This window comes from Pseudomonas putida (assembly GCF_026625125.1).
In the GTDB taxonomy this organism is placed as follows: Bacteria; Pseudomonadota; Gammaproteobacteria; order Pseudomonadales; family Pseudomonadaceae; genus Aquipseudomonas; species Aquipseudomonas putida_X.
Window position 1 is genome coordinate 1,058,330 of the sequence record NZ_CP113097.1, and the last position, 17,696, is coordinate 1,076,025.

16 protein-coding genes are annotated in these 17,696 nt (G+C 62.3%); 11 read left to right on the top strand and 5 right to left on the bottom strand.

The genetic code is table 11. The features are described from left to right. Positions 1 to 106 precede the first annotated feature (106 nt). The 4 genes from secA to OSW16_RS04905 all read left to right on the top strand — a co-directional run bounded on the left by secA (position 107) and on the right by OSW16_RS04905 (position 5,952). Positions 107 to 2,842, top strand: coding sequence for a preprotein translocase subunit SecA (gene secA / locus OSW16_RS04890; protein WP_267821166.1), 2,736 nt, complete (start codon positions 107 to 109; stop codon positions 2,840 to 2,842). A 187-nt stretch (positions 2,843 to 3,029) separates the two neighbouring features. Beyond that, positions 3,030 to 4,247 carry a bifunctional glutamate N-acetyltransferase/amino-acid acetyltransferase ArgJ gene (gene argJ / locus OSW16_RS04895; RefSeq protein WP_267821168.1) on the top strand — a complete coding sequence of 406 codons (1,218 nt, stop codon included), beginning with the start codon at positions 3,030 to 3,032 and terminating at the stop codon, positions 4,245 to 4,247. Between the two features lie 131 nt (positions 4,248 to 4,378). Further along, positions 4,379 to 5,011, top strand: coding sequence for a glutathione S-transferase family protein (locus tag OSW16_RS04900; protein WP_267821170.1), 633 nt, complete (start codon positions 4,379 to 4,381; stop codon positions 5,009 to 5,011). After that, positions 5,008 to 5,952 carry a Nudix family hydrolase gene (locus OSW16_RS04905; protein WP_267821172.1) on the top strand — a complete coding sequence of 315 codons (945 nt, stop codon included), beginning with the start codon at positions 5,008 to 5,010 and terminating at the stop codon, positions 5,950 to 5,952. The genes OSW16_RS04900 and OSW16_RS04905 overlap by 4 nt, the downstream gene beginning before the upstream one ends. Before the next feature lie 40 nt (positions 5,953 to 5,992). Here OSW16_RS04905 and OSW16_RS04910 read toward each other — a convergent pair whose 3' ends face one another. Genes OSW16_RS04910 through OSW16_RS04920 form a run of 3 tightly spaced genes read right to left on the bottom strand, consistent with a single transcriptional unit; the run spans position 5,993 to position 9,546 of the window. Beyond that, positions 5,993 to 6,559, bottom strand: coding sequence for a cob(I)yrinic acid a,c-diamide adenosyltransferase (locus OSW16_RS04910; protein WP_267821174.1), 567 nt, complete (start codon positions 6,557 to 6,559; stop codon positions 5,993 to 5,995). Position 6,560: 1 nt separating this feature from the next. Then, positions 6,561 to 8,591, bottom strand: a complete 2,031-nt coding sequence (locus tag OSW16_RS04915) for a sensor histidine kinase (RefSeq protein ID WP_267821176.1) — start codon at positions 8,589 to 8,591, stop codon at positions 6,561 to 6,563. A gap of 37 nt (positions 8,592 to 8,628) precedes the next feature. Further along, entirely contained in the window at positions 8,629 to 9,546 is a 918-nt protein-coding gene (locus OSW16_RS04920; RefSeq protein WP_267821178.1) for a putative 2-dehydropantoate 2-reductase, read from the bottom strand. Positions 9,547 to 9,648: 102 nt separating this feature from the next. Between OSW16_RS04920 and OSW16_RS04925 the strand changes: the two genes are divergently transcribed. The 3 genes from OSW16_RS04925 (at position 9,649) to OSW16_RS04935 (ending at position 12,557) form a co-directional block, all read left to right on the top strand. Then, positions 9,649 to 10,134: a YajQ family cyclic di-GMP-binding protein gene (locus OSW16_RS04925; RefSeq protein WP_267821180.1), complete on the top strand. Its 486-nt coding sequence runs from the start codon at positions 9,649 to 9,651 to the stop codon at positions 10,132 to 10,134. Between the two features lie 113 nt (positions 10,135 to 10,247). Next, complete coding sequence (locus OSW16_RS04930; RefSeq protein WP_267821182.1) at positions 10,248 to 11,090, top strand: mechanosensitive ion channel family protein; 843 nt, start codon at positions 10,248 to 10,250, stop codon at positions 11,088 to 11,090. Positions 11,091 to 11,312: 222 nt separating this feature from the next. After that, the gene (locus OSW16_RS04935) at positions 11,313 to 12,557 is read left to right on the top strand and encodes an MFS transporter (protein WP_267821183.1); all 1,245 of its coding nucleotides are present in this window, start codon (positions 11,313 to 11,315) and stop codon (positions 12,555 to 12,557) included. 63 nt (positions 12,558 to 12,620) lie between these two features. Here the strand turns inward: OSW16_RS04935 and OSW16_RS04940 are convergent, their stop codons facing one another. Both OSW16_RS04940 and OSW16_RS04945 read right to left on the bottom strand, forming a co-directional pair. Continuing rightward, positions 12,621 to 14,168, bottom strand: coding sequence for an AmpG family muropeptide MFS transporter (locus tag OSW16_RS04940; RefSeq protein WP_267821184.1), 1,548 nt, complete (start codon positions 14,166 to 14,168; stop codon positions 12,621 to 12,623). 43 nt (positions 14,169 to 14,211) lie between these two features. Beyond that, positions 14,212 to 14,565: an MGMT family protein gene (locus OSW16_RS04945; RefSeq protein WP_241804735.1), complete on the bottom strand. Its 354-nt coding sequence runs from the start codon at positions 14,563 to 14,565 to the stop codon at positions 14,212 to 14,214. A 152-nt stretch (positions 14,566 to 14,717) separates the two neighbouring features. Between OSW16_RS04945 and OSW16_RS04950 the strand changes: the two genes are divergently transcribed. From OSW16_RS04950 to OSW16_RS04965, 4 genes are all read left to right on the top strand, one after another. Further along, entirely contained in the window at positions 14,718 to 15,728 is a 1,011-nt protein-coding gene (locus OSW16_RS04950; protein ID WP_267821185.1) for a DUF481 domain-containing protein, read from the top strand. A gap of 136 nt (positions 15,729 to 15,864) precedes the next feature. Beyond that, the gene (locus OSW16_RS04955; protein ID WP_267821186.1) at positions 15,865 to 16,596 is read left to right on the top strand and encodes a HugZ family protein; all 732 of its coding nucleotides are present in this window, start codon (positions 15,865 to 15,867) and stop codon (positions 16,594 to 16,596) included. A 66-nt stretch (positions 16,597 to 16,662) separates the two neighbouring features. Beyond that, positions 16,663 to 17,124: an FxsA family protein gene (locus OSW16_RS04960; protein ID WP_267821188.1), complete on the top strand. Its 462-nt coding sequence runs from the start codon at positions 16,663 to 16,665 to the stop codon at positions 17,122 to 17,124. Positions 17,125 to 17,364: 240 nt separating this feature from the next. Continuing rightward, a complete protein-coding gene (locus tag OSW16_RS04965) occupies positions 17,365 to 17,658 on the top strand; it encodes a co-chaperone GroES (RefSeq protein ID WP_009395550.1) in 294 nt (97 codons plus the stop codon). Positions 17,659 to 17,696: the final 38 nt, after the last annotated feature.

A 17,696-nucleotide genomic window follows, 5' to 3' on the forward strand; every position in this document is an offset into this window, starting at 1 on the left:
CTCACCATCGTTTCCGGGTAGAATGCTCGTTCGCATGCGGCCCAAGGGCTGCACGGGCGACTCATGGGGCCGCCCTCCATCCCTACGTGTGGAAGATCCTGCCGATATGTTTGCGCCTTTGTTAAAGAAACTTTTTGGAAGCAAGAACGAGCGTGAAGTGAAACGCATGCTCAAGACGGTGAACATCGTCAATGCCTTCGAAGAGAAAATGGTCGCCCTCTCCGATGAGCAACTGCGCGCCAAAACCGCAGAGTTCAAGGAGCGTCTGGCCAAGGGCGAGACACTGGACCAACTGCTGCCTGAAGCCTTCGCCGTGGCCCGTGAAGCCGGCAAGCGCGTGATGGGCATGCGCCACTTCGATGTTCAGCTGATCGGCGGCATGACCCTGCATGAGGGCATGATCGCAGAAATGCGTACCGGTGAAGGCAAGACCTTGGTCGGTACCCTGGCCGTTTACCTCAACGCCCTTTCCGGCAAAGGGGTTCACGTGGTCACGGTCAACGACTACCTGGCCCGCCGCGACGCCAACTGGATGCGCCCGTTGTATGAGTTTCTCGGCCTGTCGGTCGGCATCGTCTCGGCCTTCCAGCCGCCAGAGGAAAAACGCGCTGCCTATGCGTCCGATATCACCTACGGCACCAACAACGAATTCGGTTTCGACTACCTGCGCGACAACATGGCTTTCAGCCTGGACGAGAAATTCCAGCGTGAACTGAATTTCGCCGTGATCGACGAAGTCGACTCGATCCTCATCGATGAAGCCCGTACGCCGCTGATCATCTCCGGCCAGGCCGAAGACAGTTCCAAGCTGTACATCGAGATCAACCGCCTGATCCCGCGCCTGACCCAGCACATCGAAGAAGTCGAAGGCCAGGTCACCCAGGAAGGCCACTTCACCATCGACGAGAAAAGCCGCCAGGTCGAACTCAACGAAGCCGGTCACCAGTTCATCGAAGAGATGCTCACCCAGTCCGGCCTGCTGGCCGAAGGCGAGAGCCTCTATTCGTCGCACAACCTGGGCCTGCTGACTCATGTCTATGCCGGCCTGCGTGCGCACAAGCTGTTCCACCGCAACGTCGAGTACATCGTTCAGGACGGTCAGGTCCTGCTTATCGACGAGCACACCGGCCGGACCATGCCGGGCCGTCGCCTGTCCGAAGGCCTGCACCAGGCCATCGAGGCGAAAGAAAACCTGAACATCCAGGCCGAGAGCCAGACCCTGGCGTCGACCACCTTCCAGAACTATTTCCGCTTGTACACCAAGCTGTCCGGCATGACCGGTACCGCTGACACCGAAGCGTTCGAGTTCCAGTCGATCTACGGCCTGAACGTGATGGTGATCCCGCCGAACAAGCCGCTGGCGCGTAAGGATTTCAACGACCTGGTGTACCTGACCGCGGACGAGAAGTACGCCGCGATCATCGCCGACATCAAGGAAAGCATGACCCAGGGCCGTCCGGTGCTGGTGGGTACTGCGACCATTGAAACCTCCGAGCACATGTCGAACCTGCTGAAGCAGGAAGGCATCGAGCACAAGGTCCTGAACGCCAAGTACCACGAAAAGGAAGCCGAGATCATCGCGCAAGCGGGGGCTCCGGGTGCACTGACCATCGCCACCAACATGGCCGGCCGTGGTACCGACATTCTGCTGGGGGGTAACTGGGAAGCCGAAGTGGCTGCCCTGGAGAACCCAAGCCCCGAGCAGATCGCCCAGATCAAGGCCGACTGGCAGAAGCGGCACCAGCAGGTGATCGAGTCCGGTGGCCTGCACGTGATCGCCTCCGAACGCCACGAATCGCGCCGTATCGACAACCAGCTGCGTGGCCGCTCCGGCCGTCAGGGCGACCCGGGTTCCAGCCGCTTCTACCTGTCGCTGGAAGACAGCCTGATGCGTATCTTCGCCTCCGATCGGGTGAAGAATTTCATGAAAGCACTGGGCATGCAGTCCGGTGAGGCCATCGAACACCGCATGGTCACCAACGCCATCGAAAAGGCGCAGCGCAAGGTCGAAGGCCGCAACTTCGATATTCGTAAGCAGTTGCTCGAATACGATGACGTGGCCAACGAACAGCGCAAGGTGATCTACCACATGCGCAACAGCCTGCTGGCTGCCGAGAACATCGGTGACACCATCGCCGAGTTCCGCCAGGAAGTGCTCGATGCCACCATCAGCCAGCACATCCCGCCGCAATCGCTGCCCGAGCAATGGGACGTGGCCGGCCTGGAGGCTTCGCTGGCCAGCGACTTCGGCATCAAGCTGCCGATTCAGCAGTGGCTCGACGAGGACGATCACCTCTACGAGGAGACCCTGCGCGAGAAGCTGTTGAAGGAAATCACCGACGCCTACAACGAGAAGGAAGACCAGGCCGGCATCGACGCCCTGCGTACCTTCGAGAAGCAGATCCTGTTGCGCGTGCTGGACGACCTGTGGAAAGACCACCTGTCGACCATGGACCACCTGCGCCACGGCATTCACCTGCGTGGTTACGCGCAGAAGAACCCGAAGCAGGAGTACAAGCGCGAATCCTTCACCCTGTTCCAGGAATTGCTCGAGTCGATCAAGCGCGACACTATCCGAGTGCTGTCCCACGTTCAGGTACGCCGCGAAGACCCGGTCGAAGAAGAAGCCCGACTGCGCCGCGAAGCCGAAGAACTGGCCAGCCGCATGCAGTTCCAGCACGCCCCTGCGCCCGGCCTTGAGAGCGAGCAACTGAGCGAAGAAGGTGCCGAAGTGGCGGTCGCCGTGGCGCCGGTACGCAACGATCAGAAGCTGGGCCGCAACGAGCCGTGCTGGTGTGGCTCGGGCAAGAAGTTCAAGCATTGCCATGGTCAGATCGAGTGATCTGAACGGGCGTTTGTAAAAGCCGGGGGCCGCAGTGCGGCCCTTTCGCGACACAAGGCCGCTCTCACACATCGCGCTCGCCCACGGGTTGGCGCGGTCCCTGTAGGAGCGGCCTTGTGCCGCACATGGGGCGCGAAGCGGCCCTGCTCTTCCCTTATCACTTCACCGTTTTTCTAGGAGCGCTCTAATGGCTGTTGGTCTTGGTCCTTTGCCCACCCTGCATCCGGTTCCGGGTTTTGAACTCGGCATCGCTTCTGCCGGCATCAAGCGCCCAGGGCGCAAGGATGTGGTGGTCATGCGCTGCGCCGAGGGCTCCAGCGTGGCAGGCGTATTCACCCTCAACGCCTTTTGCGCAGCACCGGTGATCCTCGCCAAGCAACGCGTTCAGGGCACTGTGCGTTACCTGCTGACCAACACTGGCAACGCCAACGCAGGTACCGGTGCGCCGGGGCTGGCCGCCGCTGAGCGTACCTGCGCCAAGCTGGCGGAACTGGTCGGCGTGCCTGCCGAATCGGTGTTGCCATTCTCCACCGGTGTGATCGGAGAGCCGCTCCCGGTCGAAAAGATCGAAGGTGCCCTGCAGGCCGCTTTGGACAACCTGTCGGAAAACAACTGGGCTGAAGCTGCCACGGGCATCATGACCACCGACACCCTGCCCAAGGGGGCCAGCCGTCAGTTCCAGCACGAAGGCGTGACCGTCACCGTCACCGGTATCAGCAAAGGCGCCGGCATGATCCGCCCGAACATGGCCACCATGCTCGGCTATATCGCCACCGACGCCAAAGTCGCCCCGGCCGTGCTCAAGGACCTGATGCTCGACGGCGCCAACAAGTCGTTCAACCGCATCACCATCGATGGCGACACCTCGACCAATGACTGCTGCATGCTGATCGCCACTGGCAAAGCGGGCCTGCCAGAAGTCACCGAGGCCAGCGGCGCGTTGTTCGACGCACTGAAGAAGGCGGTGTTCGAAGTGTGCATGGAAGTGGCCCAGGCCATCGTCCGTGACGGCGAAGGCGCTACCAAGTTCGTGACCGTGCAGGTCAATGGCGGTGGCAACCATCAGGAATGCCTGGATGTCGGCTACGCTGTGGCTCACTCGCCGCTGATCAAGACCGCGCTGTTCGCCTCCGACCCGAACTGGGGCCGCATCCTCGCTGCCGTAGGGCGCGCTGGGGTGCCTGCGCTGGATGTAAGCCTGATCGACGTGTACCTCGACACTGTGTGTATCGCCAGCAAAGGCGGCCGCAGCCCGAGTTATACCGAAGAGCAGGGCTCGGCGGTGATGGCCCAGGAAGAGATCACCATCCGTATCGAGCTGGGCCGTGGCCCGTGCAGCGAAACCATCTGGACCACCGACCTGTCCCACGAATACGTGAAGATCAACGCCGAATACCGTACCTGATCCAACGGCCTCATCGCCGGCGCGCCGCCTCCCGCAGTCATTGCACTGAGCAGCAGGGAGCCGGCTAGCCGGCGACAGGCTGCACTGCAGCCTCAGGCCTACCGACATTGCCACATCATCGGAGCCGACCCATGAGCTATCACCTGATCATCGGCGACAAGCTGTATTCTTCCTGGTCGCTACGCGGCGCCCTGGCGCTCGAGCTGGCCGGCGTTCCCTATCAAGAGACCCTGATCAAACTCAACCAGCCCGACACCCGTCAGCGCCTTCTCGCATTTTCCTCCACCGGCAAGGTGCCGCTGCTCAAGACCGAGCACGGGGTGATCGCCGATTCCCTGGCCATCGCCGAATACCTCAACGAGCGCCACCCCGAGGCGCACCTGTGGCCTGTCGATATTGCCGCCCGTGCCCAGGCCCGTTCGGCCTGCGCGCAGATGCACAGCGGTTTCTTCGCCCTGCGTGGCGCCATGCCGTTCGATCTTTCCCGGGACGAGGCGCTGGAAACCATCCCGCTGGATGTGCAGGTGGATATCGACCGTATCGTCGCGCTGTGGTCCGAATGCCGTCTGGTGGCCAAGGACAGTGGGCCATTCCTGTTCGGCAAGCCGACCCTGGCCGATGCCTTCTTCGCTCCGGTTGCCGTGCGCCTGCGCGCTTACCGTGTAGAGCTGCCAGCGCACGCCGCGAGCTATGTCGAAACCATTTACCAATGGCCAGCCTTCAAGGCCTGGCAGCAAGCAGGCCTGGCGGAGCGTGAAGGGTGAAACGGATTCATGTAGCAGCAGGTGTCATCCGCGGTACAGACGGCCGCATCCTCATTGCCCGACGCGCTGGCAGCCAGCATCAGGGCGGCCTGTGGGAATTCCCCGGCGGTAAGGTGGAGGAGGGCGAAAGCGTCGAGGCGGCGCTGGCTCGGGAGCTTCGCGAAGAGCTGGGAATCCAGGTGACCCGTTCTCGGGCGCTGATCAAGGTCAGCCACGACTACCCGGACAAGCAGGTATTGCTCGATGTCCGTGAGGTCGAAGCGTTCACCGGCGAACCCCATGGCGCTGAAGGCCAGCCGCTGGCCTGGGTGTCGCCCAGGGACTTGCCGCAGTATGCGTTCCCCGAGGCCAACAAGCCGATCGTGGCCGCCGCGCGCCTGCCCGATCAGTACTTGATCACCCCGGACGGCCTGGACGTGCCCGAGCTGCTCAAGGGGATACAGAAGGCGGTCGCCGCCGGTATCCGCCTGATCCAGTTGCGTGCGCCGGACATGTACGATCCCAAGTACCGCGATGTGGCGGTGGATGCAGTGGGGCTATGTGCGGGCAAGGCCCAGTTGATGCTCAAGGGGCCGCTGGAGTGGTTGGGCGATTTCCCCTCTGCCGGCTGGCACCTGACGGCTGCGCAACTGCGTAAATATGCCGCCAAGGGTCGGCCTTTCCCTAAAGAGCGTTGGCTGGCAGCGTCCTGCCACAGTGCTGAAGAGCTGGCGCTGGCTGAGCAGATGGGCGTGGATTTCGTCACGCTGTCGCCAGTGCAGGCGACGCAGACCCATCCTGACGCCGCGCCGCTGGGGTGGGATGAGGCTCAGCGCTTGATTGCCGGCTTCGGCAAGCCGGTGTTCCTGCTCGGTGGTGTAGGGCCACAGGAGCGTGAGCAGGCCTGGGAAGCCGGGGCGCAAGGTGTTGCCGGGATTCGGGCCTTTTGGCCTGAGAGCTGAACCGGCTATCGCAGGGGCTGCCACGCAGCCCCTTGCGGTTTCAGCCTGCTGGCTTTCGCGCAGCCTGCCACAGCACCTCGGCAATGCCCTGCCGCCGCCCGATGATCCGCGCCGCCACGAACAGCAGATCGGAAAGGCGATTGATATACGCCAGCCCCACACCTTCCAGAGGCTCAAGCGCATTCAATTGCTGGCAGCGTCGCTCCGCACTGCGCGCCAGGCTTCGGCAGACGTGCGCCTGGGCGACCAGCGCCGAGCCACTGGGCAGGATAAAGTTCGTCAGCGGTCCCAGCTCCTCGTTCCACTCATCGATGGCCGCCTCAAGCCGTTGCACCTCGGCCTCGTTCAACGCCTTGTAACTGGGCATCGCCAACTCGCCGCCGAGGTCGAACAGGCGATGCTGGCAAGGCGCGAGAACCTCGCTGACCTCATCCAGGCCTTGTTCTGCCAAGCCGGCCAGCAGCAGCCCAAGCTGGCTGTTGAGGCTGTCCACCTCGCCGATGGCCTCGATCCGCGGATGGTCCTTGGGCACTCTGCGCCCATCGCCCAGGCCGGTTTCACCAGTGTCGCCGGTGCGGGTGTAAATTTTCGACAGGCGATAGCCCATGTCATGTCTCCGTCTGGTTCGGTGCCGCTGCAGACGGCTGACCGAGGGGCAGGCGCAGGGTGAAGCAGGTGCCCTGGCCGGGCGTGGAATGCACTTCCATCTGCCCCTTGTGGTTATTGGTGATGATGAAGTAGGAAACCGACAAGCCGAGCCCGGTGCCCTGGCCGATTTCCTTGGTGGTGAAGAACGGCTCGAAGGTGCGCTTGCGGACTGCTTCGGGCATGCCGACGCCGTTGTCCTCGACCTGGATCTCGGCCCACGGGGGGCTGAGCCGGGTGCGCAGGGTGATCTTTCCTGGCTCGCAGGGTTGAGGCCGTTGGTGAATGGCTTGGGCGGCATTCTTCAGCAGGTTGAGCAGCACTTGCTCCAGCTCGTTGGCGGTGCACGGCACCGGCCCCAGGTTGGGGTCGAACTGACGGACAATGGCCTGGCCTTTGAAATCGAAACCGATGGCCAGGTCAAAGTCGTTACCGGCGATTTCAACGGCCTGGTCGATCAAGGCCGGCAGGTCACAGGGTGCCAGTTGGCGGTTGCTGCGGCGGCTGAAACTGAGCATATGGGTTACGATCTTGGCCGCCCGGGCGCCGGCCTGCTGAATGCCATCCAGCAGTTGCGGCACTTCGCGGCTCTCCAGGTAGCGATTGACGCTGGGCAGGTCGATGCCCAGCTCGCCGGCTTGCTCCTGGTTGCGTGGCAGCTCCGGCGACAAGCGCCTGCGGATGTTCTGCACGTTATGCAGGATCGCCCCCAGGGGATTGTTGATTTCGTGCGCCATGCCGGCCGCCAGGCCGCCGACCGAAAGCATCTTCTCAGATTGCACCATCATCTCCTCCAGCGACAGGCGCTGGGTGATGTCGTCGATGCGGATGACCACGCCGCGGCCGCCGCCACCCATCAGTGGATAGAAGGTCAGGGCGTAGTGGCGCAAGTCATCGCCTTTGGCCCAGGTCACCCGCTCGATCTTGGCGACACGGTGTTTTTCCACGGTTTCCTTGAGCTGCGGCAGGAACGGCTTGAGCGGCTCGAAAGCGATGAAGATCGGCTGATTCAGCGCTTCGTCCAGCGGCGTGCCGGAGAGCACCGTGGCCTCGTGATTCCACTGGGTGACATAGAGCTGCTCGTCGAGGGCGATCAGCGCCGAAGGCATGGAGTCGATGATGCTGTTGAGATAATTCTGAAAGCCGGTGAGTTTTTTCTCGATCTTGCTGCGCACCTGGACTTCCAGTTCCAGCTTGCGGTTGGTATGGCGGGTTTCCTCGGCCAGGCCCTGGGCCTGATCGTAAGCGTCCTGGAATTCGTCGCGGGTGCGCTTGAGTTGCTGCTCGCGCGCCTCGATGCGCGATAGCATCGTGTTGAAGGCATCGGCGAGGCTGCCGATCTCATCGTCGTTGCCCCGTTTGGCGCGCAGCGCGTAGCTTTCTTCGCGGGTGACCTGGCGGCTGAGTTCTTCGAGCTGATTGATCGGCTGCGTGATCAGGCGCTTGATCTGCCGGGCGATGACCAGCCATAACAGAATGCTGAATACCAGGATCGCCAGGCTGGCACTCAGGGTGCCGGTATAGAACGCGGTGGGTAGTTCGCTGCTGGCCACCAGCAGCAGGTGTGCGGGCGGGCGGGCATCACGGGGGATACGGATCAGTTCGGTGCTGCGAAATTCCATCAAGCGCCAGCTGTCGATGTTTCGATAGCGCTTGGGCAGGGCAAGCGGGTCGCCATGTTGCAACTGGGCCAGCATGCGACCATCGCCACCATAGACCGCCGCAGCGCGCAGTGGCGTATAGCTGTCCAGCTCTTTGAGCAGTGCCGTGGCAGCGTCCGGTGATTCGCCGGCGCGTGCGGCCAGCTGAGGGTTGGCGACCAGGCGGCCAATGGTCTGCAACGCTTGCGGCGCCATGCTCTCCTGGGTGATCCAGTAGGCGGCGCTGATGAAGGTCAGGTTGGCCACCAGCAGGATGGTCACCAGCAGCACCAGCAGGGCGGCCAGCAGCTTCTGCCCGACCGGGAGGTTTTCCAGGCGTTGGCGCAAGGTCATGGGCTAGGCAATGTCCGTATCCGGTTGATGGGGCGCGTCAGGCGCTTGGCAAGCCACGAGCACGCAGGTTATCGACCAGTCTCTGGTGCAGGTGTTCCAGCCGAGGCAGCTCCATGCCATGGCGCGTGGCTGCGCGGCAGGCGTGGCCAAGCAGGTAGTGCACCTCGGTACGCCGGCCAGCACGCACATCCTGATACATGGAAGAGTAGTTGGCTGACGTGGCGAGAATCACCCGATGAACTTCTTCGCCCAAATCATCGGCAGCTTGGGGCTGGCCACAGCGGCCCAGCAGCTCGCCCAGTTCTGCTATCAGCCCATCGACTTCGCCAAGATGCCCCAGCAGCCCGCCGTTCTGGCAGTCGTGCAGTACGGTCAGCGGGTTTATCGCGCAATTGAGCGCAAGTTTGCGCCACAGGCGGGTCAGTATGTCCACGGTCCATTGAGCCGGGATGCCGGCGTCGTGGAGCTCGTCGAACCACTCCGGCGCCGCGGGGTTGGCCGGGTCGCCCAGCCAGTTGAAACCGTGGCCGGCGAAACGTACCCGCCAGTCGTCCTCGCGGAACGCACCCTCGGTGCTGGAGGCGAAGATGCAGCGGGCCTGCGGTACCTGATCGGCGACTTCGTCCTGGCTGCCCAGGCCGTTCTGCAGCAGCACGATTTCAGCGCCAGCGGCCAGGCGCGGGGCCAGCTGTGCGATGGCAGGTGCTGCGTCGTAGGCCTTGCACGCCACCAGCAGGCGGTGCACCGGCCCGTTGGCATCGGCTGTTTCGGCAGGGATCGCGTAATGGTTGGCGTGGTCCTGTTCGACCAGGGTCAAGCCGCCAGCCTGTTCATAGGCCTGCAACCGCTGACGATCGCGCAGAATCAGGCGCACCGCCTTGCCGGCGCGTGCCAGCCGGCAAGCCCAGAGGGTGCCGAGGCTACCGGCGCCGAGAATATGCCAGGTGCTGCTCATCTGCGTTTCGCAACCCGTTATAATAAGCCCGCATTTTAACCTTCAAACCCCGACGCGCTCCATCTTCAGACTGAGCGCGCTTTTATTTTATGGAGAACAACCATGCCTTCGTTCGACGTGGTATCGGAACTGGACAAGCACGAAGTGCAGAACGCTGTGGAAAACGCCATCAAGGAGCTCGACCGTCGTTACGACCTCAAAGGCAAGGGCAGCTTTGAGTTCAAGGACAAGGAACAGACCGTAATGCTGACTGCCGAGGCTCAGTTCCAGCTCGAGGCGATGATCGAAATCCTGCGCCTGGCGCTGGTCAAGCGCAAGATCGACGTCAAGTGCCTGGAAGTCAAAGACGCCTACGCCTCGGGCAAGGAAATGAAGCAGGAAGCCACGTTCCGCGAAGGCATCGACAAAGAGCTGGCCAAGAAAATCGTCGCCCACATCAAGGATGCCAAGCTCAAGGTCCAGGCTGCCATCCAGGGTGAGCAGGTGCGTGTGACCGGCAAGAAGCGGGATGACCTGCAGGAAGCCATCGCTGCCTTGCGTGCCAAAGAGTTCGACATGCCGCTGCAGTTCAACAACTTCCGCGACTGATCCTGGTGTCACCAGGAACCCCGATGGCGCAATGATGTCCATGGGGGTCATGGCCGCTGATAGTGTGGTGGCCGGTTTTACGTGTACGTGCCGTTCGGTACCAGGAGATGAACATGGATTTGAACGCTGAAGTCGATCAGCTGGTCCGCCAGTCGCAGACCTGGATCCCTTTGATCATGGAATACGGCAGCCGTGTGCTGCTGGCACTGCTGACCCTGGCGGTCGGCTGGTGGATCGTCAACAAGGTCAGCGCCCGCCTGGGCAAACTGGTGGGGCTGCGTAACGCCGACCTGGCGCTGCAGGGCTTCATCAGCACCTTGGCCAACATCGTGCTGAAAGTGCTGCTGGTGGTCAGCGTGGCGTCGATGATCGGCATCGAAACCACCTCCTTCGTCGCTGCCATCGGTGCCGCCGGCCTGGCCATCGGCCTGGCCTTGCAGGGCAGCCTGGCGAACTTCGCTGGCGGCGTGCTGATCCTGATGTTCCGCCCGTTCCGCATCGGCGACTGGATCGAGGCGCAGGGTGTGGCGGGAACGGTAGACAGCATTCAGATCTTCCACACCGTATTGCGCACCGGTGACAACAAGACAGTGATCATGCCTAACGGCAGCCTGTCCAACGGCATCATCACCAACACCAACCGTCAGCCGACCCGCAAGGTGGTGTTCGACGTGGGTGTGGATTACGAGGCCGACCTGCAGGTGGCGCGCAACGTCCTGCTCGAGCTTGCGCAGGACCCTCGCGTGCTGGCTGACCCTGCGCCGCAGGCCGTGGTGTCGACCCTGGGGGATAGCTCGATCACCGTTTCGCTGCGCCTGTGGACCAAGACCAGCGATTACTGGGATGTGATGTTCATGCTCAATGAACATGCGCGTGATCGCCTGAAGGCTGAAGGCATCGACATTCCGTTCCCGCAGCGGGTGATTCGAGTGGTCCAGGAGTCTGCCGTGCAGTAACGCTTCACGTTCTGACAAAGGGGCCGCCGTGCGGCCCAATCGCCGGCTAGCCGGCTCTCACAGGTAATGCACTGCGCCGGATGGTTGCAGTGTGCCAGTGGGGGCCGGCTAGCTGGCGATTGGGGCGCGCAGCGGCCCCTTGTCGTTACACTTGTTCACAGCCAAGCCGCGTCATTTCTGGCATATAGCCTAGCCCCACCTGCCTTTGCACCGATACTCACCATGAAACCATTGCTGTACATCACCCCTCTCAGAGCCCTGTTGTTCGGCCTGACCCTGGCCCTGTTCGAACTGCTGACCTACCTCGCCAGCGACGCTGTCATGCCGGCCATGCCGGTGGTGGTCGACCACCTGAACGCCAGCCCCGACTACATCCCGCACGCATTGAACCTGTACCTGCTCGGTGGTGTGGTACTGCAGTGGCTGATCGGCCCGCTGGCCGACCGTTATGGTCGTCGTCCACTGCTGCTGGCCGGTTGCGCGCTGTTTGGTGCCGCTTGCCTGGCCACCTATTGGGTGCAAGACATTGGCCTTTTCAACCTGCTGCGGCTATTGCAGGGCATCGGCCTGGGCTTTGTGGTGACGGTCAGCTACCCGGCCCTGAACGAAGCGTTCAGCGAGGCCGATGCGGTGCGGATGATGGCGTTGCTGGCCAATATTGCCTTGCTGTCGCCACTGCTCGGCCCGCTGGTGGGTACCTTGATGTTGCAATGGCTGGACTGGCGCTGGCTGTTCGTGGCGTTCGCCGCTGGTGCGGTGCTGGTGTGGGGGCTGCTGTACCGTTTGATGCCGGAGACCTTGGGTGTGGAGCGGCGCGACGGCTCCCGCCTCCCGTTCACGCCGATCCACCTGCTGCCGCTACTGGCGGGCTATGGCCAGTTGCTCGCCAACCGGCGTTTCGTCGCCGGCAGCGCGGCGTTGGGCCTGGTGGGCCTGCCGCTGATCGGCTGGATCGGTCTCTCTCCCGTGTTGCTTATCCACGACGAGGGGCTCAGCACGATGGAATATGCCCTGTGGCAGTTGCCGGTATTCGGCGGGCTGATCCTGGGTAACCTGATCATCAACCGCATCGCTGATCGCTATCCGCTGCCGGCGCTGGTGCGCGGCGCGCTGTGGCCGTACCTGGCAGGTTTGGGCCTGATGGTGCTAGCCACCTGGTACTGGCCCAGCGTGACCAGCGTGGTGGCGGGCATGTCGCTGTATGCGCTGGGCCTGGGCGTGGCCAATGCGGTGCTGTACCGCATGACGCTGTTCTCCAGCGATCAGAGCAAAGGGTTGGTGTCTGCGATGCTGGGGATGATCACCATTGCCTTGTTGGGCCTGGGCGGGGCGCTCATGGCCATGATCGGGGCGGGGTCGAGCTTGATGCACTTCGCACTGGCGGCAGGGGTAGCGGGGGCGCTGGCGCTCTGGCCGTTGTGGTCTGTGGTAGGTGGCCGGCCTGATGAGGGTGCTGTCGCTCAGTAGCGATGGCAGTGGCCCCATTGCCGGCAAGCCGGCGATGGGGCTGGTAACGTCCGCGAGTGTCCCTCAGTGCTGCTCGGTCGCCGAGTTATCCACCGGTGCCTGTTTCCCGCGGCCTGCTTCCTGTCGCCATTGCAAGGCGATCAGGATCAGGGTCGGTACACCCAGCAGGGCGGTGATCAGGAAGAAGTCGTGATAACCGAACTTCTCGACGATCACCCCCGAATAGCCGCCGATCAGGCGTGGCAACAGCAGCATGATCGAGCTCAGCAGGGCATATTGCGTGGCCGAGAACTTCAGGTTGGTCAGGCTCGACAGGTAGGCGACGAACGCCGATGTCGCCAGGCCCGAGCTGAAGTTGTCCAGGGAAATGGTCACCACCAACATTTGCAGGTTCGGCCCCATGTCGGCCAGCATCAGGAACAGGATGTTGGTCGCCGCCGAAGCCGCACCGCCGATGAACAGGATCGGCAGGATGCCGAAGCGCACGATCAGCAGCCCACCTGCGCCTGCGCCCACCAAGGTCATGATCAGGCCGAAGATCTTGCTGACGCTGGCAATCTGGTCCTTGGTGAAGCCCATGTCGATGTAAAACACGTTGGCCATGACGCCCATCACCGTGTCCGACATCCGGTAGGTGGCGATCAGCCCCAGCAGCAGCAGGGCCTGCCAGCGGTAACGGGTGATGAAATCATTGACTGGCGTCAGCACTGGCGCCAGGCCGCGACGGCCCATGCCCGACAGGCAAGCCCAGCTCAGCAGTACATAGAGAATCAGGCGCAGGAAAGCGCGGTCTTCGAGCAGCAGGTCCAGTGGTGTGGCATCGCCGAAGATGACGCTGGCCCAATCGGTGTTGAACAGCTGGGTGAAGCTTGCCGGCACCGATACCAACAGGATGATCAGCACGAACACCGAAGCCAGTTGGTGGATAAGCCCGTAGCGGGCTGCCGACAACTGGGTGCGCAGGGGTACGGGAGGTTCGCGCATCACCAGCGTGGTGAACAGCGCAGGCAGCATCATCACACCGAACAGGACGTAAGTGCCGGCCCAGGCCTTGTGCAGGTAGCTGAAGCCCGTGGAACCGAACCACTCGGCAAAGAACAGGGCGCCAGCGGTGGCGAGCAGCGCAGCGATCCGGTAACCGGCCATGTAGCTTGCGGCCAGGGCGGCCTGACGTTGATCGTCGGCAATCTCCAGGCGGTAGGCGTCGACGGCGATGTCCTGGGTGGCCGACGCGAACGCGACCAGCACAGCCAGAGCGATCAGCCACGACAGGTGCTGTTGGGGGTCACACAGGCTCATGCCCACCAGGCCGATCACCACCAGTGCCTGTGACAGTAACAGCCACGAGCGCCGGCGACCCAGCCCACCGAGCAGCGGCAGCCGCCACTGATCGAGCAGCGGGGACCATACCCATTTGAAGGCATAGGCCAGGCCGATCAGGCTGGCATAGCCAATGGTTTCGCGCGCCACGCCAGCTTCGCGCAGCCACACCGACAGGGTCGAAAACACCAGCATGTAGGGCAGACCGGCAGCGAAGCCGAGCAGCAGAAGCACCAGGGTTGACGGGCTGGCATAGGCAGCGAGCGCAGCGCGCCAGGTTTTACGGGGCATGGGCCAACATCTGCCTCAAGTTTGCGAAAACAAAACGCGCACTCTAACCGCTGTGCTCCATCGGGCGCCAGCCATGGCGCATCATATCCACACGATTATTGGCTACATTCACGCCCTCCGCACGCAGCCGCGCCCTTTGTTCGTCACCCGATGGCGTGCCCAGCGCCAGGCTCAGACGGCCGCCGGCACCCAGCACACGGTGCCACGGCAGGCGGGTGTCCGCAGGAAGCTGGCCAAGGGTCCTGCCAACCCAACGCGCCGCTCGGCCAAGCCCTGCCAATTCAGCGAGCTGACCGTAGCTGACCACCTTGCCGGCAGGCACCTGGCCCAGTACCGAATAAAGCGCCGTTCGTCGGGCCTCGGGTGTTTCCAGCGCGTGCTCATATCCCTCAGACATCCCGGCAGCCCTGGCCTGAAGTGAAACCGGACCAATGGTCACGGTAAATGCGTATTGAACTCAACGCCATGGTGGTGGGTCTTTCCTTGCTCTGGTCGTCCGCATCCGGATAATGCCCGGCTCATTCGTCTAATCGAACCTGTATTTCGCTTATGCATTCTAGATCCTTGCTGTGCCTGCTGACCGTTTCCTTGTGCGCTTCTTCTGCGTTCGCCGACACCGTGTGGATGAAGAACGGTGACCGCTTGAGCGGCAAGATTCGCGTTTTTGACGGTGGCAAGTTGTTGCTGGAGACACCTTACGGTGGCTCTATCTCGCTGGATTGGAAACAGGTGCAGACCCTGGAGAGCGACCAGGAGTTGCTGGTCAAGCAGGATGCCTACAACGGGGAACGGGCCAAGTCGTTGAAGGCCGCTGAACCGGGCAAGGTGACCCTGGCCAATGGTGACGCGCCCAAGACTGTCGAGCTTGCCAGCATCGAGCAGATCATGAAGCCCAAGCCTGTGGTCGAGGACTTGGTCTGGAAAGGTAATGTCGATGCCGCGCTGGACTATAAACGCGCGGAGAACGATACCGATGACTATGACATCGGCTTCAAGACCACGGCCCGCCATGGCCGTTGGCGGCACAACGCTGAAGGCGAGTACAACCGCGAGACCAAGGACGAGGTCACCACGACCAACAACTGGAGCGCGGAGTACGCGCTCGATCGCTTCATCACCGAGAAGTGGTTCTGGCAGGGCCGTCTTGAGTACAAGCGTGATCACATCGAGGATCTGGCGCGCCAGCGCACCGTGGGTACCGGCCCCGGTTACCAGTTCTGGGATGACGAACTGGGCGCGTTCTCGCTCGGCTCTTTGATCAACCGCACCGACTTCGAATACCAGGATGGCAGCAAGGACAACTTCTATGCGGCAGCGGTGAAGTGGGACTACACCCGTTATCTGATCGGCAAGAATGTCCAGCTGTTCACCAACGGTGAGTTCGCCAAGCCTCTGGGTGGCGTAGCCGACTATTCGCTCGATGCGGAGGTGGGGCTGCGCTACAAAGTGACCGAATGGGCCTCGCTCAACCTCAAGGCTGAAAAGGACATCATCACTGGCACGCGTGAGAGTGACCTGGACAAGACGCGCTACACCGCAGGCTTTGGCGTGACCTGGTAAGGGCAGCTGCAAGCTCCAAGCTGCAAGCTCCAAGCGAAAGCAGATGGCATGGCGCCCCGCTCCCGCTTTTTCTTGCAGCTTGCAGCTTGAAGCTTGAAGCTTAAGGACCCCCTAGCCCCCTGCCGAGGAGTAAGACGTGAGTCAAAAGGCCATCCGCCCCGCCCGGGAACTGCTGCTCAAGGAGTACCGCGGTGTACTCTCGACCCATTCCAAGTCCATGCCTGGCTTCCCTTTCGGCTCTGTGGTGCCCTACTGCCTGGATGCCGAGGGCAACCCGCTGATCCTCATCAGCCGCATCGCCCAGCACACCCACAACCTGCAGAAAGACCCAAAGTGCTCCTTGCTGGTGGGGGAGCGAGAGGCTGAGGACGTGCAGGCCGTGGGCCGCCTGACCATCATGGCCGAGGCGCACAAACTGCTGGACGAAGCTGCCGTCGACGCCGCTGCCGAACGCTACTACCGTTACTTCCCCGATGCCGCCAACTACCACAAGGCGCACGACTTCGACTTCTGGGTGCTGCAGCCGGTGCGTCATCGGTACATAGGTGGCTTCGGCGCGATTCACTGGCTCGACCAGGTGACGCTGGCCAATCCCTTCGCCGGCAAGGCCGAGGCCAGCATGATCGCGCACATGAACAGCGACCATGCCAACGCCATCGCCCACTACGTAGCATTGAGCGATTTGCCGCGCAGCGCGCCAGCGCAGTTGGTCGGCATCGACAGTGAAGGCATGCACCTGCGTATCGGGCAAGGTATCCACTGGCTGGCTTTTCCAAGCAATTGCAATACGCCGACACAAGTTCGCGAGGCCTTGGTTTTACTGGCGCGCGCCGACCAATGGCCGGCCCCGGCAGAAATCGAAGCTTGAAAAAGCGAGCGCACGCATCCATCTGATGGTCTTAAAGGAAGATAGTCTTCCGTCGAGGAATCCTTGATGCGTGCTTTTCTACTGCTGTTTCTGCTTTTCCCTGTGCTGGAGTTGTTCGTCTTCGTCAAGGTCAGCGCAGCCATCGGTTTCTTCCCGGCGCTGCTGCTGATCATCGCAGGCTCCGCGCTGGGTGTGCTGGTCATGCGTGTGGCGGGCCTGGCCACTGCCTTGCGTGCCCGTGAAAGCCTGCAACGTGGCGAACTGCCTGCCGAAGACATGTTCCAGGGCCTGATGCTGGCGGTGGGCGGTGGCCTGCTGCTGCTCCCCGGCTTCATCAGTGACGTGCTGGGCCTGCTCTGCCTGCTGCCCTTCACCCGCCACTTTGCCGCGCGCAAGATGCGTCAGCGTGCCGAGGCCCAGGCCATGCGCCAGCGGGCGTTTCAGGATGACCCCTATCAGGCACAGCCGCGCGACAGCGGCCACCGGCCCAATGTGATCGAAGGCGAGTACGAACGTCGCGACAAATAGACATCCTTGGGGCCGCTTTGCGGCCCCAAGCATTTCTGCTCGTTGAAAAAATTTCTGCAGCAAGCCTTGTAATTGATCCTGCCGGCCTCATGTATGTGGTCACCGCAAGGTTTCTGGTGGCAACACCGGACAATACACAGGTGGTTCGCCCGTCGCGGGCCACCCCGGCAACGCCGGACCGCATCAACCCGCCGGTGTCGACACCGGCCGATGAAAACCACAAATTGGGAGAGATCGACAATGAAGCTTCGTCCTCTGCATGACCGCGTAGTCATCCGTCGCAGCGAAGAAGAATCGAAAACCGCTGGCGGTATCGTCCTGCCGGGTTCGGCCGCTGAAAAACCAAACCGTGGCGAAGTTGTCGCCGTCGGCACCGGTCGCATCCTGGACAACGGCGAAGTACGTGCGCTGGCCGTCAAAGTGGGTGACAAAGTGGTTTTCGGCCCTTACTCGGGCAGCAACACCGTGAAAGTCGATGGCGAAGACCTGCTGGTAATGAGCGAGAACGAAATCCTCGCCGTTGTCGAAGGCTGATTTACCCGACTTCCCGTTACTCCAAAGAATTTCAAGGA